We start from the raw sequence: 22,489 nt of genomic DNA on the forward strand, positions 1-22,489 counted from the left end.
AAGTGTAAAGTGGTTTTGCTTTCACTTGATTTGTTTTATTTTTCATTAATTAGTTTTGATCTGGCAACTCGCTACCAATAGCAGTATTTACAATTTCCTTTGGAAGTTCCTTTTTGGTTTTTAAACCTAAGCCTTTGAGTTTGGTTGCTTGCAAAACCAAATTGTCATTACCGGTACTTAGTTGTTTGTAAGCTTCAGAATATTTTCCTTGTGCCTTTTCAAGGTGCTCGCCAACATCATCTAAGTTGGCAACAAAGCCTACAAATTTGTCGTAGAGTTTAGCACCTCTCTCCGCTATTTCTAATGCATTCTGATTCTGATATTCTCTTTTCCACAGGTCAACAATCAGCTTTAAAGAAGTAATCAGATTGGTTGGGCTTAGCAATAATATCCGCTTATCATAAGCAAAATTCCATAAATCGGGATCACCTTGCAAAGCAGCTATGTAAGCTGGTTCACTGGGGATAAACATCATTACAAAATCCAAGCTCTTATTGTAATCATCATATCCTTTTGCACTCAACGAAATGATATGTTTCTTAATGCATGAAATATGTTCCGATAATTCATTCAATCTGGATTCTTCATCCGTTGCAGCTATACACCTGGTAAATGCATTTAATGAAACTTTTGAATCAATAATTACATTCCTATTATCTGGATATTTTATGACTGCATCTGGTCTCATTTTTTTATCTTCGGAATCAGATTTCATTGGAATGCCATTTTCATCCAATAACTGATGCTCCATAAAATACTCCCTGTCTTTTACAAGGCCAGACCTTTCTAATATATTCTCTAGAATCATTTCACCCCAACCGCCCTGCGTTTTAGATTCACTTTTTAAAGCTTTTGTGAGATTGTGAGCTTCTTCACTAATTACCTTATTTAGCAGGGCCAATTCCTTTACCTTTTCACCTAATGAAAACCTTTCTTTAGATTCCTTATCGTACACTTCCTCCACTTTGGTTTTGAACTCAGTAATGTTTTTGCCTAATGGTTCTAATATGCTTGTAAGGTTTGTTTTATTCAATTCAGTGAACTTCTCCGTTTTAGTTTCCAAAATTTTGTTGGCAATGTTTTCAAATTCAGTATTGAATTTTTTACCCAATGCTTCCATTTCGTCTTTTGCGTTTGAAGTTTTTCGTTTAACGCTTCATTATTTGCCTTTGCGGTAGCTAAAGCTTGATTGCTTATCGAAAGGTCATTCTTTGCAATCTTCAATTCTTCTTTTACTCCATCTAATGCTAGATTCTTATCGAGAATTGTTTGATTCGCTGCCCTTAGATCGGCATTTGCTGTTGACAATTGCTTATTTAAAGTGGATAGTTCTAAAACCTCAGCCTGAATTGTCTGATTAAATCCCGCAATCTCTTTTAACCTTGCATCCAAATTTTCATTTGCCGTTTGCAATTGTGAAATAGCAGTTGCCTTGTAGCCTACAAATTCTTTTTCTAACTCACTAAATTTTTGTCGTGCAACATCCTTTTCTACTTGTATATCGGAGGTGGTCTTTGATTTAGCAATTAACCAACCCACTACTGCACCAATGATACTGCCTATTACTATGTATAAAATGACTTCCATTTATGCTACTTGTTTTTTATGGGGCTGCCAATCTCTCACATCAATTTTCCCAGTCACAGCTTCGGAAATAATCGATTGACGATATTCCTTAATCTTTTCAATTTGAATAGTATTTAATTTTTCCAGTTCGTAATATCTGCTTAACGAAGATTGTATTTTACTTAAAATCTCCTCTTGCTCCTTAAAATCCGGCAACGGAATTACAAATTCCTTAATTGCCTCGAATGTTAGCCCCTCTCGATTACCTCCAGTAGTTCCAAGCTTAATTTGTACTTGCCCAACATTTGATTGCAGTACAAGATTTAAATATTCAGGCAAAATTTTCTGAGTGGGCCTTATAATGCAGACGTGCTGATTTACATTTATTTCATCCTTTATTTCAACCACGCAACATCTTCCTATTGAAGCACCGGTAATATTTAAAAGAACGTCTTTAAACTGAACTTTAGATCCACTCATTTTCTCATGTATATCGAAATCAATCTTTACCACATCGTCTAAGCGCAATCCATCAAAATGAACATTTTGGCTTCTAATGAATATTACTCCTTCTTCAGTATAAACTTCTGCACCACCTTTTGGTGTAACACCACTGCCTACTTTTTTATTTAAATGTCTTATTTGAACAAGGCCCCACTGTTTAGGCACTTCGCCCAACCATTCAAACCCGCTAACCTTCATTTTTGCATTCGGATTAAGCCCTTTTGTTACTGCTTCATTGATAACCGCTTGTCTTTTCTCTTTCAGCAATTCAATGAGTTTTTCCTTTTGTTGAATAAGTTGGTCGACGATAGCAGTTTGGTGGTCGAGGTATTGGGCAATATTTGTTTGTTCTTCTAATGAAGGTAAAACCATATACAGGTTTTTCACATTGCTATCATTGATACCAGCCTGGGCACCACCTGACTGATGAGTTAAAATTTGCTTTCGCATACTCAAAAACATGTAATACATAAATCTGCTGTTAGAGTTCTCTGAAACTTCATCAATAGCAACGACAGATTGATTAGCACATGCTTTAAATTTCAAATAACCAATGTTTGCACAAGTTGCCCCTGTTAATGCAATAAGTGTTGTATTTGGTTTAATCCATTTTGTAGAACTATTATTTAGTCCTTCTTCTGTGATAAATTTTTCTGCTGTTGTTATATCACAATTTTGTAATTTACCAGATGGCAACCATGGGATATTGCCGTTATCCCAAAATTCTGGTTTATCTGTAGAAGGTGTTCCACCAGCTATGGTACGAGCAACATATTTGACCTTAGTTAAAATCCAATTTGCAGGCAATTCAGGAAACCAAATATTCCTTGTTTTTTTATATTTATCGTATTTCTTCATTACCCTAAAAGTTCTTTTAGAAGTTCAGTAATACCTTTATGGTTTTTTGAGCCAAATTCTAAGGCTTCAATCTCGGATTTAATTTCTTTTGAAGGTCTTAGCCCTTTGTATTCATAGAAATACTTCGTAAAATTGATTTCATAACCGATACGGGTTTTGTCAAAATCAATCCATGCATCAGGTACATGGGGCAACACTTCATTTTGGAAATACACCTCAATGTCTTCACTTAAAGGGATGTTTTCTTTATCCCGTTTCTTAGTATCAGCTTTAATATTTCCTTTTTTATCTTTTACTGGTTTCCCTTTTGCGTCATACTCCGGTTGCTCAACGGTTATTTGGTAATATCCAAAGTCATCATTGTTATATATTTTACAATAAGGCCCTTCTTGAAAATTGGTATAGATTTCAACTAATTTTGCAATATGGAAAGATTCAATCTTGTTCCGTTTGTTACCCAGGCTACGCTTCTCAGGACGACAAAAACCCTCTATGCCGTTGGCCTTGTCTTCCGGCACATTGGCATTAATGAGCTGCACTTTTCCTTTACGATGCTTTGGTTTATTGTTATTCAAAAACCAGATATAGGTGTTGATGCCAGTATTGTAAAATAGGTCTTTGGGTAGGGCTATGATGCACTCGAGCCAATCGTTGCTGATGATCCATTTGCGAATGTCACTTTCGCCTCCACCTGCATTTCCTGTAAAGAGGGGTGAGCCATTGGTGACATCTGCAATCTTACTTCCTTCTCTTTCCATCTTGCTGATCATATGTTGCAAGAAGAGTAATTGGCCATCACTTGAACCCGGTAAACCTGCATAGAATCTACCGGCAGGGTTGGCACTTTCATTTTGGATGTATTGAGCATCCTTGCTCCACGTTACACCATAAGGTGGGTTCGCAAGCATATAGTGAAAATGCTTATCAGGAAAGCGGTCTTCTGTAAATGTGTTTCCATGACGGATGTTATCTGCATTTTCACCAGTGATTAATGCTTCTGATTTAGCAATAGCATAAGACTGTTCATTAATCTCCTGTCCGTATGTTTTTATTTCAGGCTTGTTTTTGCTGTCAGCCAATAGTTCATCCAACACATAATTTTTTGCCAGATTAATCATACCACCTGTACCTAAAGTAGGGTCATAGATTGTACGAATAATGCCAGGCTGTGAGAGTATATCTTTCTCGGTACTGAAAACAATCTTTATCATCAACTCAATAACATCACGAGGTGTAAAGTGCTCACCCGCTGTTTCATTGCTTTGCTCGTTTGATATACGAATGAGTTCCTCAAAGATGTAACCCATATTATGGTTATCAACTTTGCTTGTATGCAAATCCACCTGTGAGATTGCATCAATCATCTGATAAAGCAATTTATTCTTTAACAGCCTTGCAATCACTTTATCAAACTGGAAGTTGTCGATAATATCTCTCACCTCTTTATTGAAACCATTGAGGTAATTATTGAAATCAATTTCAACTGTTTTTGGATTCTCCTTCAAAGTCTCCAACGTATGCTTTGAAGTATTATAGAATTGCAAGCCACCGGCAGCTTTACGGAGAATTGGGTCCAATTTATCCTCACTTACCTTTTCCTTAAAGTTTTCATAAGCAGCTCTAACTTTTGCATTTACAGGATCGAGGATACAGTCTAACCTACGAACTACGACAAATGGCAACAACACATCACCTATCTCATTTTTCTTGAACACATTCCAAAGCACTTTATCGGTTATCTGGAAAATGAAACTTACGTCAACTTTATTATTAGTAGCCATTTTTTATTTTTTATTCTTTTCGTTTGACAATACAAAGTAATTACCTAACTGTGCAGTGGTTCTGCATTGTTATTTTTATTTTTAGACATCATTGAATAGGCGGTTTTTTAAAGTCTTATCAGCGTTACAATCGCCTAAAATAGCACCCCGATAAACTGCCGTATTTGCATTTATATGAGTAGCTAAGTCACTGCAAACCTTTTTGAAAATGCCCAAGTCCTTGATTGCAAGTTCATATTCTGTCTCCCCTTGACTATTATCTAATGTGCTGAAATAAGAATTGATTTGAATCTTATTAACGATATGGACGGTTTTACCATCCCTGGCTTTAAAAAGATAGAAGCCATGTTCACAGGAAGAATTTACATAATTCATCAACAAAAGGCGATCATGCAATAATTCATCTTTTACAAATACGACTTCTACGTTGATTTCATAATTTCTTAACTTTTTGATCTCTGTGTTTAATTCCTCAGCTATTCTTTTCCTCCAAACCTCAGTTTTATTTAGGTCTTCAGAAATAATTGTTATATGATAAGGAATGGATAATGAAGCCGGCAGGACAACATCTAATAGCCAAAAAACATTCCGTTTCCCTGAATCAACGTTAGCACCATTAACCCTTTCTGTTGATGGCAATAAATAGTTATCAGATAATACAAGGGCATTCGATGGTGGAAATTTAAATTTAAGTAGTGATTTCCATCCCAAACTTGAACCCTCTGCAATTTCCTCCGATTTTAATAATTTTCTCTTAAAACTTCCGGTAAGGATATCCTCCAAAATTGAATCGCCACTTTGAACTATCACCCCGAATGACTTTTGTATTTTTTCTGCCTCTTCCTTTGTATAGTTTAGAAAAAAGGCCGCGCGTGGTTTTTTTTCAATAACCGCTGTATCCTTATAAACCTCATCAAAATAATCTTTAGATGCAACTGGGCTTCTACCACCATTTGCCATTATAAACTCAAAGATTGGCGTGCCTTGTAATTCTTCAGAAGTCAATTCTTCATCCGTCATATTTAAGCAAACCTCTGAATGATTGCAGAAGATATTGAACCAATGAGGGGCTTGGTCGTTAAAAACAACTATGTTTTCAAATATGTCCTTTTCAGCGTAAACAGTAAACATCAGGCTTTCTTTTGGCGTTTAAGTTTTAATAATTCAAGAGTGCTTGAAGAGGCTTCATCAAAAAAGCCATCGCCAAAGTTTCTGTTGAAAGACCCATCTTCCTGGTATTCTAATTTGTAAGGCATTTGCTGAATATCCTTTGGAAAATAATGAACACAGAATGGGTTTTCATTTTGTACAACTTCAAATCCATTGATTGCAACGATCACTTGGGACCTTCTTAAAATATATTCAGAATGGGTTTCAATAAGAAAATCAATACCCCAATTTTGATGTACATCTAAAAACAAATCAGCCAGTTTACTTTGAAGAGCAGGATGCAAGTTAAGTTCTGGTTCTTCAATAATTACGGTAGTCCTATCAATCAATCTGTATTTTGATGAATCTCTTCCGACGTCCTTATTTTCAATTTTTCGAGTTATAGTCGAATTCTTTTCAGCAATTCTAACTCTCCTAATAACGCATGCGATTCGCATAATTAAAAGCATTGCTTGAATAGATCCCATTCCTTTATCAGCTAAATGAGTTTCATTATCATTTGAACGAATTTTCACTTCATAAGCTTCACCCCCATACATTGAAATAGTAAAACTATCTCCTACTTCAAATAGTTTCATCCATTTTATTACGAAAAGATGCTCTTGCTCTCCAATAATAATATGAAGTTGTTTAAATTCATGGATAGCCTGTGCTAGTGCGTTATTCTTATCGCGAATAGAGAATAATGCTGATTGCTTATTTGGATTTGCACCAAGGTATGCTATTGAAAAGTCATTTATTAAGGTCATAAAATGACTAAACATATATTCAACATATTCAGGTTCTTGAACTTTTAAAGCTCTTAAATCTTCAAATCTATCTGATGAAGTTTTGCCTCCTTGAATTTCTCTGAACTCTCTTTCATATTGTGTCATTGATTGAAGTAAAAGATCGTCAACAATTTCAGTTAAACTATATGCATTGCCGAAGTGTTGTTCTAACGAAAATAAAATTGTTTCTTGATTGGGATCCTTTACATCTTGATATACACCTGCTAACTTCTTATGTAAATTTTCCAATTTAGATACAAGCTCAATATACTCCTTACTTGTCTTTTTTAAATAGGGGTCCTCAAGCTGCTTTTTGGTTTTTGCTACTTGCTCTTCAAGATCAGCAATAAATTTTTTTGCAGCTTTACTAACTTCCTGACTCCTTTTTTTGGTTATATTAATAAATCTGGTGTGAAAATTAAAATGAAAAGACAACTTATGAGTTACATTTGTTATGGTAAGTGTATGAACCTTTGCAAAGGTATTATCATCATCACCTGTAATAATTAATTCGATTAAAAAATCCTCAATCAAATAAGAAAATTGAATATTATTTTCCTTTGCTTTCTGATTTTTAGCTCTCCCGTAGGTCACAATATTCGCATCTTCCAACACACTATTGCCAAACGATAATGTATCAATGTTTCCAGACTTAAAGTAATGATCGATTAGCAAAAGTGCTTTGACAACAGTAGATTTCCCAACATTATTTCTTCCAACTAGAAATGTGATTCCTTTATATTCAAGAGGTTTAAAGGAAATAAACCTTCTGAAATTATTAAAACCAATTGAATTAATTCGTTTGCTAAATTTTGAATTTGAAACTGGTTTTATTTTCACTACTGTATCATAAATCTCATCCTTTTTAAGTTTCAGTTTTTTATCAGATGAATAGTGATCAATTAAAATCTGATACTGTTCTTCTGCTATTTTAGCATTGGGGTTCCTTTCAATATTATGACCTTTGGATGCCAAAAAAGCAATAGCATGGTCAATTCCAACATTTAATTCTTTTAATACTTTAGAAAGTCGAATCATCACAAAAAAATATTTTTACAAATAGTTTCATTAAGAATGCAGTGTATCTGCATTTACAAATACTTCAATAAATAATTACTTAATATAATATTTAATGACCAACATTTAAAAATTACCAGAAATTATTCAAATGCAGAATGGCTGCATTTGAATAATTCACATTTGTCCAAAATTAAAAGAAAATGAACGATATGCAAGGGAATTTATTGGAGGGCGATAATTCAGACATCATTAAAGTAATGCCTTCTGACCTTAATTTTAAAGACCTTACTCAATCCGAAATAAATTATTTTTTACATACTTTGAGTTCCTTTGATGAAAAGGCCCAAGAACAACTCTTGCATTTAATAGAAGCACAAATTATTTTCGTTCGCATTAACTGCGACCTACAGCTTGAAATAAAAACTAACTTAGCTTAATAAAATCAAATTCAAAATGGTAAGTATAGCCGAAATAGGGTTTACAAATTTCAGGGTATTTGAAAAGGACACAGATTTTAAACTATCACCGATAACTATTATTACAGGTCCAAATAACTCTGGCAAAAGTAGCATCTTAAAATCTATACTACTATTTCAAGATAATTTAAAAAGGAAAGGTTTATTAGGTGGTTTAGACGATTTAAGTTTTGAAGCACCTTATCATCATTTAGGAGATTTTGATTCTACTATAAGCAATCCTAAAAACAAAGAAATATCATTTTGTTTTAAGATTGATTCACTAATTTTTAAATTGGATTATATTGCGAATACAACTATAAAGGGAAATGCAAAACTATCGCTATTTGGTATATATCATGAACTCGACAATAATTGGCTATTTTATTTGAATAATTCCGAAGGAACCTGCTATGTGGATATCTACCATTTCAAAAAGATTATAGATGACCTGGCTATTAGTAATGACAGCAGAATTAAATCTTTTCATCACAAAGCTAGATACCATGGCGATTTGCCAATTTTTGAGTTCGAGTTCGAAAATTTAAATTCTAGATTAACTAATGAAGAAATTATAGATATCGAAAATAATATTTTAAAGGATAAAACATTTTTTCCCTTAGGTGGAAATCCTGAGCGTTATACTGATTCAATAAAATGGCTCTTGGAACAAGGACTTTGGGAAATTGAACTAGTTTATAATATTGAAAATGGGAGCTATGCAATAATTGAAAAACTAAAAAAGAAATACCATTTAAAAAAAATAAAGGAAACATATAATGGAATGCTTTTGTGTAAATCAATATCTGAATACATTGAAAATCAAATTAAAAACTTAGAATTAGCAATTGAGAGTTTTGAACATCTATCTTCTTCAAGAGGAAATCAAAGTAGGGCCCATATTACAGGGACATCTGAATTAAGCTCTATTTTATCAATTATCCAAAAGAAAACCATAATCAGCAAAGAAAAGGAGCAGTTTTTAAATAAATGGTTACTGAATTTTGGGATTATTACAAATAAACAAAAACTAGTAATTAAGTGGGAAGCAGAGACAGTTTTAATAGCATTGATAGTCGATAAAGTTACAGGCAAGAAAATAAGAAATATTTCAGATTTCGGTTTTGGTGCATCTCAACTTATAGCGATTATACTAAAAATAATTACCCTTGATAAATTTAGAATACCAAGAAAAACACTATACATCGAAGAACCAGAGGCAAATCTTCATCCTAATTATCAATCCAAATTAGCTGATTTGTTTATCGAGGCCAGAATTAAATTCGGTATCAATTTTATTCTTGAGACACACAGTGAATATTTAATAAGAAGATTTCAACTTAATGTAGCATCAAAAGCTATTGATAATGAAGACATAATTATTCACTACTTGGCTGGAAAGGGTATAAAACCAAAAGCTATTGAAATTGACAAGTCAGGAAAATTGTCTGATGACTTTGGTTCAGGTTTCGTAGATGAGGCAACAAATATTATTTTTCAATTATGGGATATTCAAGCACAAAATTAGATGTTTATTTGGATAGGTCATTTTTGACTTCCTTTTTTAATAGCACAAGGGACAATTACTTTAGTCAAACTCTTAAAAATTGCTTGCTTGATAGTGATGAGTGCAATGTAATGGACTTAAATGGCAATTTGTTTAATTCAAAAGATCTTAAAACAATTATAGGTTCGCTTAGGGAAATTAAAAATAATCAACTAAAACCATCTCAGTTTATCATATCAATAAAAAAGCGACTATTATCTGCATTAAATTCTCCATCAGTTTTTCTTATTCAAGAACCATCAAACATTAACAACCAATATTGTAATAATTATGGCTTCCTTTTTTTAAATTCTGATAATATTAACAATGGGCTAAAGTCACTTTGCTTTAATGATAATAAAAATTTTAGGCCCGAATTAAAAATTACAATAGATGATACTTCTAAACCATTTGAGTATGCTCATCTTGCTGATTATAAAATGCCTAGCAATTGCTTTACAATAAATGACCAATATATTCTTTCTTGGACTGAAGAAACTTTTAAAATAAACATATTTGGTCTTTTGGAAAATATTTTATTATCTAATAAGCAAAATTATAAACCCCACGTGAGGATCATCACAAGAGCCAAAAACAATTCATTACAAATAGATAATGAGAATACAGGTAAAGTAAACTATTCCATGGAAGTTGAAAAGAAAATTAGCCGTTTTGTGGAAATTTTAAAACTAAAATTAAATAAGAGAGTATCTTTTGAATTTATTGTTTTAAATGAATATTTAATTGATTCTCGATTTTGTAAGGAAAATAAAATTACAATTCAAATAAATCAATCTATAAGACCTGAAATAATAAGTATTCAAAAGGCGCTTCATGATCGAATTTTTTACACAAATTACATTTCTGGAGCTCCTAGGAATTCTTTTGATTTTATAAAAAAAAATAAACATGGTACAATTGAAAGAAAGATAACAGCTCTTGCACTGAGCTCATTTTTAGACAAAAATAACCTAAAAGACGTGGTTCAATATAATAATACAATTGAAGTATGCTTAAAATTAAAGGAAGACCTTAGGTATTCAAACTATTTTACTTACCGGTCAAATATTATTTCTTAATGCAGATACACTGCATTCCTCCCAATTACCTTTGTGCTACAATTAAAATAAAGCACAATGAAACAACTCGAGCAATTATTAGAATGTGAAAAGCAAGTAAAGGACTTAGCGATTGAAAATTCAGATAAAATCGAAGTGTTTTGTTCAAAATCAGGCGATCATATTTTGATTCGAATTAACAATATTGAATATTGTAGCCTATTAAAACGTGGCTTGATGCATCAATTGGGTACATTGATATTTGACCATACTACTAAAAGTTTCCAAGCTGTGCAATCGCAGTGGGAAACTGAAATATCCCAAAATCCGGTCAGACTAAAAGAAAGAATCGTCTCCACTTTAAAATCTAAATCCCTAATTTTAAAGTATTTAATAGTAAATGGTAAAAATGAAATCTATGGTATAGTGAGTCCTCAATTCCAATACATCAACCAAATGGAATTCCGGAATTCATTTCTGGATGAGCTTCGTAGATTAAAAGAATTTAAAATAGAAAGCTCCATGCGTGTTAATCAATTTGGGCAAATTGAAGAAACTTTTACTCCAAGCTTTTGTGAGCGGAATATTTCCTATAAATACAAACTAATTCACGCAAATAACAATGGATATAGTGCAATTAAAATGCACTGGGGAAGAGAAATTATTATCTGCAGCAATGGATTAACTCAATTGGATAGTACTCAATTTGTGCTTACACATAAAAAAAGTTCAAATCCATTTAGCTTCATTGAATTTACAATCAACGAGGGAATAAAAAACTATAATTTCCTTAATAATCGTATAGAAATTGCTTCCGGTTCAGCCTTGAACCCTTCTCAATTAAACGATTTTCTTGGAGGCATGACTATAGCAAGAGCTACAAAGGATAGAATTACCGACCGATTTAAAATTGAACAGCAAGCAACCGGGCAAAATGAATGGTCCTTAAGTCAAAGCCTAACATGGCTCGCTCAACACGAAAAAGCAATTGGGAATTTTACCAAAGGAATATTGCGAGATACAGGCACCGCCATTTTAGAGAATGGATTAGATAATTTTATTGGAGAAAATCGGTTTACTCAGGAATTTGATAAAAAATACGTTGTTTTTAAAAAGTAAATTATACTACCTCATAATATTTTAATTCTGCGGCTAAATAATGTAATTTTGAAAAGCTGTAAAGATTACAACTTCATTCTTAAGTTTCAGATTATAAATGCAAGAACTAATTCCCTACATCCCTATCCCAACCAAACACTTCGACGCCCAAAGTGCCTTAAAAGTTGATGCCTTCCTTCATCGCAAATTAAAATCAACTATACCCACACTTAAAAAACTAGGTAAAGAAAAGTATTCTCTTTATGGTGTAACAAAAAAACAATTGGGATTTTTGCTTAAAGATGAACTCTTGAATACCTTGCTGAAGATGGAGCATTCGGAAAAACTTTATCTTTCAGAGCACATTTTTATTTACCACTACAAGAAAAATGTGCAAGTGGAATTTGCTATTGGAGTGCAGGAAGCAAAAATCTCGGAATCACAAGCTATTTCAATATAAGGTTTAACTATCCCTAAAGCTTAAAAAGGCATACCATCATCCAATTCCTCCTCATAACTATTTTCTTGCGTTTTGGATCCAACCAATCGCCCTGCATCAAATTGTAAGAATAAATCCCTTTCATTAACAGATGCATAGCCAGCATGTATGTATTTTATTGTGTTTCCAAGGGGTACGCGAATTTCACCACTAAACCAATTGGCAAATACTACCGGTTCGCCCGGAAAAATATAATCGATATTTACCCTTCGGTTCGAATAAACAAATCCGGTAAAATCCATCAACAAAAGTAAATCTCCCTTAATTTCCCAACTTGCATAATAACCTCTCCAGCAGGCAGTGTGTGGAGGTTCAAATTGTATAGGAGTTTGGAGCACATCCAAATAGGGTTTCAGCGGTTCTGTTGCAATTGAATACGATTCACCTAAGTAATGTAGGGTATCCCCCATTTGTGCTGTCATTGAAGTTTAGAATTTTGTAATGCAAGATAAAAAACATGGAGCAATTCGATTAATTTTAATGCAAAATAAAATCCTTCTTAATACCACAAATCAAAACCCAAATTTTTATGGCCGAAATAAAAACACCTAGCCTTAAACCAAAGGTCAAGTCACTTACAGAAACAAAGAAAAAGCCCAAGCACCTAATCCAAACAGAATCACAAGTAATTGTGCATTTCACTATAAGCACGGCATATCAAAGCACTAGTATTCGCATTTGGAAATCAACCTTTTTATTTCCCAAAAATTCCACCCACATAAGTAAATTACTTCACTTTGAAAAAATAAGTCTTTATCCTGATTGGACAATGATACCAAAAGGTAAGGTTCATCACTTCACCTTAATTTTTTCAGGGCTCCCCAAAGACTGTAAGCACTTTGACCTCATCGAAAAAATTCCGCAAGAAGGCGGATTTGAAGTAAAAAATATTGCAAGGAATAAGCGGGATGTTTATTTGATTAATCTAGATTAACGTTTACATATTTTATCAAGAATGATCCTTAGTTCAAATCTTCGTATGAATATACTCAATCCAGCCATAGTAGCTCATTTTATTCTCTTTGAGCTCCAATACAATTAACTCCTGTTTTGGTGGTTTTCTTAAATGAAATAAAGATCCTCTTCCCAACTTAAATATACTCCCAAGGGAATTCTTCCTCTTTTGTTCCACATATATTCTTCTGCACAAATATTAAAATAATCAATTACGGTTTTCTTCTCATTATCATTTAATTGGGTTGCATTGGTGATAGAATTTAAATTCTCATTTATTTCGTTATAACGGTTATTAAATCCTATGAAAAGTTCTTTGAAAAACTTGTCATACTCTAAAAAATAACTTTTAAGGGAAAAATAAATTGTAGTTAATAAAATTAGAATTGTACCAAAAATTTCTACTTTAAAAAGTTGCAAATTGTACAGTAGAATTGCAATTAAGGCAGAAATTAAATAAAGAATTGTAATCGAAGACGATTTAAATTTATAGTTCATGATAATATTTTTGTTTCACTTGAAGAAGAAGGTCCAAAATACTTTGACGACATATAATTTAGTCTATTCGGTAATCGCATGGAAAGGTTAAAAAGTTCTTTCGTGAAACTTAGATGTTTTTTTTTATTTCCGCTTAAAACAAATTATCTCCTTATTTAATAGGCCGCAAACACTAAATATAAAATGTTTGCGGCCTATTAAAATCAGCTATCAAATTAATTCAGAACAATCTTCCTAATCTCAACAGTGTTAAGTTGCGGATCAATTATATGCACAAAGTAAATTCCAAGTCCGGTCCAGCCTGTTAGATCAATATCAAATTGCGCCTGGTCTATTGGGTTTGTAAACATTGTTTGACCAAGTGAATTTGCAATTTTAATTGTATATCCGGCTAAAGAGAAGAAGTTTCCGCAATCAATAGTTATACGGTCTTTTGAAGGGTTAGGATAAACTTTAATTGTATGTTGAAATGCAACCGGGTTGAAAGCCGTTAATGGGAAATTTATTAGTAATGTATCAGTAACAGTAATCGTTTGACGGCAAATATTAGCATGAAAAAGTGAATCCACTCCTGCAGGATTGAATGCACGATTGTAAATAAGAATATCATCAATTTTACCGTTGTGAAAACGTGAGCGGGGTGTTTGTGAACCAAACACAATGGAGTCAAGCAAGGTGTTCCATCCTGGAAAAGCACTTGTACCAATCAGTACATTATTAATAAATATTGACGCATTGGTTCCGTCATAAACAGCTACAATATTATACCAATCTTGCAGGTTATAAGTAACAGGCACGTCAAAATCACTGTTAAACCCAGAAAATCTAATAAAATCAGAATTAGAGTTAGTATGACCATATAATATTTCAATAGCTGAATTTGTCAGAGGAGAACCATATCCCAATATCGGGTGACCATCATTACCTGAACCTCCTGACACAGGGTAAGTGTCATGCGTTAACCATAGAGATACAGTCCTTGGGCTATTGCCGGAAGGAAGGTTATTATGATTCGCAATAATATAGCTTACCAGGTTGCTATCCTTTCCTGAAAACTGGTATGCAGAATTTGGTTGGCCAAACCTGTCTGTGCTAAGTGAAGCTCCTCTTACAATTCCGTTATTTCCATTTCCACTTAAATCATTTGCATTTCCGCTGAAAGGCCACCAACCGACTAATCCATAAGTAGGAACTGAAACAGGTTCATATACTTTAACTGTATCGTAAATTGTTATATAAGTTGGAAGAGTATCATAAACAACAAAATGAGTAGTATCAATGATTGTAACAAAATTCGTGTCGTTTATAATAACATGAGTTGTCAAAGTGTCGTAGGTTGTGCATAAAACTCCGGTAGTATCATATACAATTGTATTTCTGCTGGCACTTCCAATGCAGCCAGAACCATTGGTATAATTATATTTAATTGTTGCTTTTCCAAGCCCCGCAATTTGAGGATTAAACGAAGAGCCTGTAACTCCTTGCCCTGTATAGCTTCCTCCACCAGGCAAACCATTAAGACCGATTGGATTTGCATTGATGTTAACAAATCCAATTATTGAATCTAAAGTAACTGATGGATTAGGATTAATTGAAACGGCAATTGAAGAGCTGCTTAAATTACATGAACCATTCGATACGGAAACACTATAGCTTCCAGCTTGAATGGCTTGATACGCAGCTGAAGTAGCATTGGAGATACTGTTTCCATTTTTGAACCACTGGTAAGTATAATTTGTTCCTGTATTCGCATTCAAATTAACAGAACCACCTTGACAGAAGGAAGTCGAGGATTGAGGCGTAATCGAGGCGGAGAAACCAATACAAGGGTCAGCCATATTAAATAAGCTATCGACATCACAGGATGATAAACCTTTATTGTAAATTCTAATATCATCTATTTCACCTTTAAAAAATCTACCATTGCTGCCTTCCTTACCAATAAATAAATTGTCTGTTAATGAAGCCATACTTACTGAAGCAAAGGAGGAGCCAAGTAAAATGTTGTTTTGATAAAGAGATAAAGTAGTGCCATTATATGTTCCAACCAAATGAACCCATGAATTTATAGGCATGGGAGACGGTTCTTCATATGTTACATATCCAGGTAAGTTTCTTGCATAGAATTGTGCCCCACAGCATGTGCCAATATTATCAACTGTTTCAAAATTAAAGCCATCTCCCGCACCAGAAACTTTAGCGATGGGTATTCTCTCAAATAAAGGACCAGCGGTACCAAGAGAATAATCCGGGGCATTTAGCCAAAATGAAACTGCAAAGGAATCAGTAAAACTTAAAGATGTGCTATTGGCTACTTCAATAAAATTGGATGTGCCGTCAAAGCTATAAGCATTATTAATATTACCAAACCTATCCGCACTTAAGCTTGCACCAGTCACCGTTCCGTTATTGGCATTTCCACTTGCATCATTAGCATTCCCAGCAAATGGGAAAGCTGCAACTAAACCACTTGAAATATTGGCTGAATTACAAATTTCATTTGAGTAAAGTTTTGATATTTCTTGGTGAGTTAATGCCCGATTCCAAATTCCTATGTCATCAATATTTCCGTTAAAGGAAGCAGCGTTACCAATAGCCAGCCTTCCTTTACCGATAAATTTTGAAACAGCATTTGTGATATTGGGATTCATTCCGTTTATTGAATCACTTACATTACTATTATCGTAGATATAACCATTTCCGGCTTTAACAATAACAGTTCCAAAATGCCAACTTACATCTGTGACCGTATTAATAGTTTTAGGTCCTGAAACCGCTTCTAAGTCAAAGTGCAGTTTATTATCCGAACCAATAAAAATTTGAATACAATCTCGAAAATTGTTTTCATCGCCAAAAGCCAAAATATGTTGCACTGCTTGTGTTGTTGACTTATACCAAAATGTAATTGTCCAATCACCAGTACCTGTAATGGGTACATTTATGAGGCTTATATAATCGCTTGTTCCATTAAAGCTATAAGCACTGTTAGAAATTCCAAACCTATCAACAGTGAGGCCAGCTCCACTTGAAGTTCCATTATTCCCATTTCCGCTCTCATCATTAGCATTTCCATTAAAGGGCCACCATGCAACAAGACCATTGGAAGGAATATAACTAGGAATTTGAGCAAAAGCCATGGTTATGAAAAATAGTAAAGAACTAAAAAGGGCGTAAAATTTTTTCATGTTGGTTTGGGATTAAATCGATTTTAATAATCTTAGTTTTAATGGTATTTAATGTATACTACAATGCTCTATAATTTATCATGTCCTTTATGAGTTTTCTATTCCATTCAAGGCACGTTTATACGACCAAATAATATGAATTACACATAAAAATGTTATAATTTTAGACAAATGTAATTTTACTTTTTGTATTTGCAATTAATATCATTCTTTCATTTCAATGCCGGTTGTATTCCAATTAACTATATTAGGTGCTGCAATAATAATTTTCCTCCTTATTAAAATTTTTAAATAAAATTATACCCGTTAGTAAAAACATACTTTTAAGATTCCTTTGTATTGACAAAATTTTACTTAAACATAATTTTATCTCTTTGAAGGCAAACCGTTAGCGGTAGTTAAAAAGCGAACTCTTACCCTAATATTCTTTACCTTTATGCTCCTTTCCTAATGAAATAAAAGCTCAACAACAGCAATGGATGCAGTAAAAATAAAGCTCTTCGGTATTGGCTGCCGCATTGTGCAAGGAAAATTTGAGGAGAAGGTTCTGTCGCAATTTAAATTAGCTGCTGCTGCTATAAAATCACCGCTTCAGGAAGCACTTTTTGATGAATCATTTTTTATTGAACTGAATTCAAAAGACTACAAATCCTGGCCGGATTTGGGAAATCAAACAAAGATTTATGGGTTACTAGATAGTTATCAAAGCATCATTGAAATAAAAGTAAATAGCCGCCAAAAAAGGAGGATTTTCACACAAGAATTGATGCATGAAAATGTGCTATTTCCCATTTACAATACAAATCATAGCCTTATTGATGGGAGCAACAAAAATCAAATGTTAAACATTGTAGAAAAAGAAATCGGCACCATTGCATCCTACAAATTAGATGTGAAGAAATTTAACCTCGAAAAACTAAACTTCGAGCTACAAACGATTGAAATTCGAACTGATTTACAATACACCATTCTTTCCAAAATAGTTTATGATGGACAAACCCTAAAAAGCAAAAAATCGGACACCTTGATTAAGGAGCGCTTTGTGCTTTTGTAGCTTTTGTAAAAAGTGTTATGATAATCTTCCATATATTTTTTGTCCAATAGAGGAATTGGACTCTTTTTAAATATGTGAATTAAAGAGTAACTAAAAATTCAAACTATTTTAGAAAGCTCCTTGATATTCTACCCTTATAAAACTTCTCTGACTGCATAGCAAGATTACAATATAAATGAGATTAGAATCATTTCTTACTTTTATATTAAATACACCAATATGGTTTCGAAAATCTCAACCTATTTTTTAGTTTTTTTATTTTGCATCTTGACTTCTTTTGCTCAAAATTCATTTTTACCATATCAGATAACAAATAGCGGATTTAATTCTTCGGTAGTTGCAATCGGGGACTTGAATAATGATGGTTTGAATGATGTTGCTTTAGGGCACGATTTTTTCGCATTATCCCCAAATAAGGAAAATATATTTGTTTTCTATCAAAATAGCTCCGGAGGATTAAACACTCCAATATTGTATCCTTATCCGCTCCAGTACCCAGGAGTTTCAACAATTTCCATTGGAGATTTAAACAATGATGGTTTAAATGACCTTTTGATTGGATATGGTGATTCGATTGGTATTTTTTTTCAAAATAATTTAGGCGCTCTAAATCCTATTTCAAGCTTCTTTAGTGGTATGGATGTGGATGGTGTTGAGATTGGAGATTTAAATAATGATGGGCTTGATGATATAGCTGTAGCACATTGGTTGGCTCAGAATATTCGGATATTCTATCAGGGTACACTGGGCTTTACAAGCATGACATATCCCAAGGTGCAAGGAGGTCGAGATGATATTGATATTGGAGATGTAAATAATGATGGATTAAATGATGTTGTTTTTATGTCTGGTGGCTCATTTACAATGTTACAGGTTTACACACAAAACCAATTAGGTATTTTAAATAATCCGGTTAATTATTTACAGAATGCCCCTCACGCTTTAGGAGGAATTGCTATTGGAGATTTAAATAACGATGGGAGAAATGATGTTGCTGTGTCTAGTTGTGCAAATCAAAGTTATGCTGCAATTTTTTTGCTTTTACAGGATTCAATTACGGGGAATCTTCAGTTGCTTGATACACTTCCTGCAACTGACCAACCAAGGGCGGTTGAAATTGCAGATTTGAATTGCGATGGAACAAATGAAATTATTGTTGGCAATTGGAATTGGTCAAAGATTTCTCTATATCAGCAGACAATTCCTAATCAATTTTCCTTTTATACTGTTTTAAATGCATTTGGGTTTAGTAACATTAACGCTTTTGCCTTGAGTATTGGAGACATTAATAATGACGGTCGGAAGGATATTGCTGTTGCAGACGATTATTATGGCTTAGGCATATTAAGGAATAATACCCCACCCCTTCCTACCTTTCCCGTAACTTATGATACGCTGATAAAGGCTGATACAATTTATCATTCTAATTTAATTAATAATTCCTACTTCTTTCTTCGAACCTTATTAAACAGCGATACTACCTGCCATGTAGTTCAATTGGATTCGTTTAAAGTAAAGCAAACTTTTTCTTTGGACAGCATTCGTGTGGATTCTGATTTTGTTAGATCAATAATGATTTGCTCTCTCTATAGAGATACAACAGTAAGTTCTCATCTTAACTTTAATTCAGCATTAATTTCCTCTGACACTCTTTTGATTTATACTCATCTCGATACGCTTTATAATCCTTTCGTTATTACAGATACTGTAATAACGAAAACAAAGTATTTTACAGATACTAATACCCTGCAATATTTTTACCCAATAAGCAAAACAATTGAAAGCAGTTCCGGCTGTTCTGTTGTTGAGAACGATATCTTTCTTGTAACCAAATTGATTACGCTTGATAGTTTACAATTGGATTCAACATTTCTTAGAAGTTCTGTCACCTGTTCCTTTACAAGATCAGATACGGTAATTAAGCGAATAAAGGTATTGGATTCTAAACTTATTTCTATCGACACAGTTTTGTTTTCATCTTCACGGGATACCCTTCTTTCTTCTTCCGTGGAGGAATTTAATTTCTGTCATTTATTGAATTTATACCCATTACCAACAGTAGATTTTATTACAATTGAAATCTCTGACCCTTGCTTTAATTACTATAGCGATAAATTAATGCTTTTAGAATTATACGATGTAAACGCAAGACTGATTTTTTCGAATACAATAAATACAAAGCAAATGCCTATTAAAATTGATATGAGCAGGTATGCCAATGGTCTGTATTGTCTTAGAACTACTGTCGAAAAAAATTTTTGTATTAAGAAACTAATAAAAGAAAAATAATATTATTTCCCCTTCACCACTTTATAAAACAATTTTTGGTCTTTTATTTTAATAGATATATTGTAAATACCGTCTTTTAGACTGCTGAAATTAATTTGTTCTTGGTTGTAGTGATCAATTTTTTTTGTTGTAACCGTTCTTCCGAGGTTATCATATACTTCAACCAAAGCTGGAGCGTATTCGCTTGCTGCGACTATTGTGATATTTAGCAGCTCGTTTACCATTGTAGGATAAATACTAATACCAAAAGTCATAGCATGTTGTTTCGCTACTAAATCATGTGTCGGTAAATCCTTATTCACGACTGGAGGCAAAGCTCTTTGGGGAGAGCCAATTATCAAAGTAGCGTCAGTTCTATTACCAGCCGGATCATAAACATATGAATTTTGTGCTTTCATAAATAATGAATTCAAAATTAGAAATGTAAGGAGTAAAATTCCATTAAGTTTTATTATACTCATAGCTTTGATTATTAATTATTGATAAAGATATATTGGATTAATACTTGTTAACAACACTTCGATTATTGACTATCAATTAAAATTAAGGGAATACCTGAATTCAAAAAAGTATCTAATGTAAATTGTTCCTGTTTTTATTTTCATTTTTCCAATTTAAATATTCTTTTTTATCATACCAGAACCACGATTTATTTATTAACCAACTAGAGTTTGGATTAATAAACCCTTTATTTATTTGATATTTTTTTGAAAAAGTTAAAGCCACTGAATCATAATTTGGGATTAATCCGGACGGATAATTATGCTCCCAGGTTAAATCTTTAAAATACAATAATTGTACGAGGCTTTTGTCCTTTAATCTGTACCACTCTTCTGTTGCATAAACCGAACCAGCTAAATATGAGTCACGGCTTAAAGTTTTTACTTTTACAGTATCTCCCAAAATTTCATAAAACCCACAACTTCCAATAGAGTTAGAATAATCTAATCTAACAGAGTCTATTTCAAAATAATCGCCATATATAAGCCCCTTGTTTTTTTCATAAAGTTTACCTTTTATACAAAATCCATTTTTAAAAAAAATAAAGCCATTGTATGAGACTTCATTTCCTCTAATAATTGTGTCTTTTATTTTTTGATTGTTTATATATCTAAATACCGGAGTTGTGTCTATAGAAGGATTCAGGTAGCTAATTAAACTTATACAATAAAGGTATTGTTCTAAGTTCAAATTGGTATCATTATAAATTGCTTTTTGACCAAATGAACTAAATTGTTTTTTTAAATGTTTTTGAATAGGTGTGTACATACATCCAAAGTGAACACATATAATTAGTATTAAATAAGATATATATACGGATATTTTACCAGCCCCCATATAAAGAATAAGGATTATTATAGCCATTATAACTATAAGGATGACTAATATCGTCAGAATAATTGTTGTAAAAGTTTTGACGACCAAATGACACCCATTTATGAATGCCATTTTGTGCAAAGTCTTGAACATATTTATTACTATATCCTAATTTTGATATCCCAGGACCATAATTATATCCAACCCATAAAGGACTGTCATATACCTTCCCATTCTTCCATGCACCATAATATTTCTTATCGGCCCCTGGTCTATTTTCATCCCAAATAAGGCTGGTACCATCTACGATCTCATCCTTACCTCTAATTTGTTTATTTGTATATATAGAAAAACCAACAGAAATTTTATTTACACTAAGTTCAAAGGCCCCCGTTCTCCATTTATCACCACTACCTTTAAAATGATTAGCTGCAAAATCATTTTCCATTTTAAAACTCCAATTAGGTCCAAAAATGCCTACTCCCCCAACTGCTTGAGGGTTGGATTCTCTCGTGGGGTTATTAGTTGAATTTCCATATTGGGTTTGATAATATTGGACTCCATAACCACCAACAGAAATGCTTCCTCCCAGAGCATAACTATTTTCTGTTAATCCAGCTCCATTGGTTACTCTAAAATCCCCGTTTGTATATCCTATACTTCCAGAAACACCACCTCCATTGAATACTGAAAGTGAAAAGGTCAAACTGTAATCAAAATTTTTGTTAAGATTATCATGATAAGTTAGGTATGCAGTTCCAGAAAATGGATCTATTCCACCTTTTCCATAAGCTGATTCAAAACTCAAAAGATCTAATGATTCATCCATTGTTCTTTTGGTTTCGTTATATGCACTTCTGTATGGCT

20 protein-coding genes are annotated in these 22,489 nt (G+C 33.1%); 8 read left to right on the top strand and 12 right to left on the bottom strand.

Going from position 1 to position 22,489, the window contains the following annotated elements:
* Window positions 1–49: 49 nt before the first annotated feature.
* From IPP32_16610 to IPP32_16635, 6 genes are all read right to left on the bottom strand, one after another.
* Window positions 50–1,120: a DNA recombination protein RmuC gene (locus IPP32_16610; GenBank protein MBL0049706.1), complete on the bottom strand. Its 1,071-nt coding sequence runs from the start codon at window positions 1,118–1,120 to the stop codon at window positions 50–52.
* Complete coding sequence (locus tag IPP32_16615; protein MBL0049707.1) at window positions 1,030–1,587, bottom strand: hypothetical protein; 558 nt, start codon at window positions 1,585–1,587, stop codon at window positions 1,030–1,032. Before IPP32_16615 ends, IPP32_16610 begins: the two co-directional genes overlap by 91 nt.
* Window positions 1,588–2,928, bottom strand: coding sequence for a restriction endonuclease subunit S (locus IPP32_16620; protein MBL0049708.1), 1,341 nt, complete (start codon window positions 2,926–2,928; stop codon window positions 1,588–1,590).
* Window positions 2,928–4,709 carry an SAM-dependent DNA methyltransferase gene (locus IPP32_16625; GenBank protein MBL0049709.1) on the bottom strand — a complete coding sequence of 594 codons (1,782 nt, stop codon included), beginning with the start codon at window positions 4,707–4,709 and terminating at the stop codon, window positions 2,928–2,930. Before IPP32_16625 ends, IPP32_16620 begins: the two co-directional genes overlap by 1 nt.
* Before the next feature lie 81 nt (window positions 4,710–4,790).
* Window positions 4,791–5,840, bottom strand: coding sequence for a hypothetical protein (locus IPP32_16630; protein ID MBL0049710.1), 1,050 nt, complete (start codon window positions 5,838–5,840; stop codon window positions 4,791–4,793).
* Entirely contained in the window at window positions 5,840–7,687 is a 1,848-nt protein-coding gene (locus tag IPP32_16635; protein ID MBL0049711.1) for an AAA family ATPase, read from the bottom strand. Before IPP32_16635 ends, IPP32_16630 begins: the two co-directional genes overlap by 1 nt.
* Window positions 7,688–7,869: 182 nt before the next feature.
* Between IPP32_16635 and IPP32_16640 the strand changes: the two genes are divergently transcribed.
* The 5 genes from IPP32_16640 to IPP32_16660 all read left to right on the top strand — a co-directional run bounded on the left by IPP32_16640 (window position 7,870) and on the right by IPP32_16660 (window position 12,286).
* The gene (locus tag IPP32_16640; GenBank protein MBL0049712.1) at window positions 7,870–8,106 is read left to right on the top strand and encodes a hypothetical protein; all 237 of its coding nucleotides are present in this window, start codon (window positions 7,870–7,872) and stop codon (window positions 8,104–8,106) included.
* A gap of 16 nt (window positions 8,107–8,122) precedes the next feature.
* Window positions 8,123–9,652 (top strand): AAA family ATPase, encoded by a 1,530-nt coding sequence (locus IPP32_16645; protein ID MBL0049713.1) that lies wholly within the window; start codon window positions 8,123–8,125, stop codon window positions 9,650–9,652.
* Window positions 9,628–10,749: a hypothetical protein gene (locus IPP32_16650; protein ID MBL0049714.1), complete on the top strand. Its 1,122-nt coding sequence runs from the start codon at window positions 9,628–9,630 to the stop codon at window positions 10,747–10,749. Before IPP32_16645 ends, IPP32_16650 begins: the two co-directional genes overlap by 25 nt.
* 57 nt (window positions 10,750–10,806) lie before the next feature.
* The gene (locus IPP32_16655; GenBank protein ID MBL0049715.1) at window positions 10,807–11,847 is read left to right on the top strand and encodes a hypothetical protein; all 1,041 of its coding nucleotides are present in this window, start codon (window positions 10,807–10,809) and stop codon (window positions 11,845–11,847) included.
* Between the two features lie 97 nt (window positions 11,848–11,944).
* Entirely contained in the window at window positions 11,945–12,286 is a 342-nt protein-coding gene (locus IPP32_16660) for a hypothetical protein (GenBank protein MBL0049716.1), read from the top strand.
* A 20-nt stretch (window positions 12,287–12,306) separates the two neighbouring features.
* Here IPP32_16660 and IPP32_16665 read toward each other — a convergent pair whose 3' ends face one another.
* A complete protein-coding gene (locus tag IPP32_16665; protein MBL0049717.1) occupies window positions 12,307–12,747 on the bottom strand; it encodes a hypothetical protein in 441 nt (146 codons plus the stop codon).
* A 107-nt stretch (window positions 12,748–12,854) separates the two neighbouring features.
* On the opposite strand from IPP32_16665, the gene IPP32_16670 reads away from it, so the two are divergent.
* Window positions 12,855–13,259: a hypothetical protein gene (locus IPP32_16670; protein MBL0049718.1), complete on the top strand. Its 405-nt coding sequence runs from the start codon at window positions 12,855–12,857 to the stop codon at window positions 13,257–13,259.
* A gap of 128 nt (window positions 13,260–13,387) precedes the next feature.
* Here IPP32_16670 and IPP32_16675 read toward each other — a convergent pair whose 3' ends face one another.
* Together IPP32_16675 and IPP32_16680 are read right to left on the bottom strand one after the other, a co-directional pair.
* Window positions 13,388–13,777 carry a hypothetical protein gene (locus tag IPP32_16675; GenBank protein MBL0049719.1) on the bottom strand — a complete coding sequence of 130 codons (390 nt, stop codon included), beginning with the start codon at window positions 13,775–13,777 and terminating at the stop codon, window positions 13,388–13,390.
* Between the two features lie 215 nt (window positions 13,778–13,992).
* Window positions 13,993–16,962, bottom strand: coding sequence for a T9SS type A sorting domain-containing protein (locus tag IPP32_16680; GenBank protein MBL0049720.1), 2,970 nt, complete (start codon window positions 16,960–16,962; stop codon window positions 13,993–13,995).
* A 475-nt stretch (window positions 16,963–17,437) separates the two neighbouring features.
* Here IPP32_16680 and IPP32_16685 point away from each other — a divergent pair, with 475 nt between their 5' ends.
* Both IPP32_16685 and IPP32_16690 read left to right on the top strand, forming a co-directional pair.
* Window positions 17,438–18,016 (top strand): hypothetical protein, encoded by a 579-nt coding sequence (locus IPP32_16685; GenBank protein MBL0049721.1) that lies wholly within the window; start codon window positions 17,438–17,440, stop codon window positions 18,014–18,016.
* A gap of 219 nt (window positions 18,017–18,235) precedes the next feature.
* Complete coding sequence (locus IPP32_16690) at window positions 18,236–20,305, top strand: T9SS type A sorting domain-containing protein (GenBank protein MBL0049722.1); 2,070 nt, start codon at window positions 18,236–18,238, stop codon at window positions 20,303–20,305.
* A gap of 2 nt (window positions 20,306–20,307) precedes the next feature.
* On the opposite strand, the gene IPP32_16695 is transcribed toward IPP32_16690, so the two are convergent.
* From IPP32_16695 to IPP32_16705, 3 genes are all read right to left on the bottom strand, one after another.
* Window positions 20,308–20,703, bottom strand: coding sequence for a T9SS type A sorting domain-containing protein (locus IPP32_16695; GenBank protein ID MBL0049723.1), 396 nt, complete (start codon window positions 20,701–20,703; stop codon window positions 20,308–20,310).
* A 175-nt stretch (window positions 20,704–20,878) separates the two neighbouring features.
* A complete protein-coding gene (locus IPP32_16700; protein MBL0049724.1) occupies window positions 20,879–21,670 on the bottom strand; it encodes a hypothetical protein in 792 nt (263 codons plus the stop codon).
* Entirely contained in the window at window positions 21,630–22,451 is an 822-nt protein-coding gene (locus tag IPP32_16705; protein MBL0049725.1) for a hypothetical protein, read from the bottom strand. The genes IPP32_16700 and IPP32_16705 overlap by 41 nt, the downstream gene beginning before the upstream one ends.
* Window positions 22,452–22,489: the final 38 nt, after the last annotated feature.

The sequence above is a fragment of the Bacteroidota bacterium genome, from assembly GCA_016721765.1.
In the GTDB taxonomy this organism is placed as follows: Bacteria; Bacteroidota; Bacteroidia; order UBA4408; family UBA4408; genus UBA4408.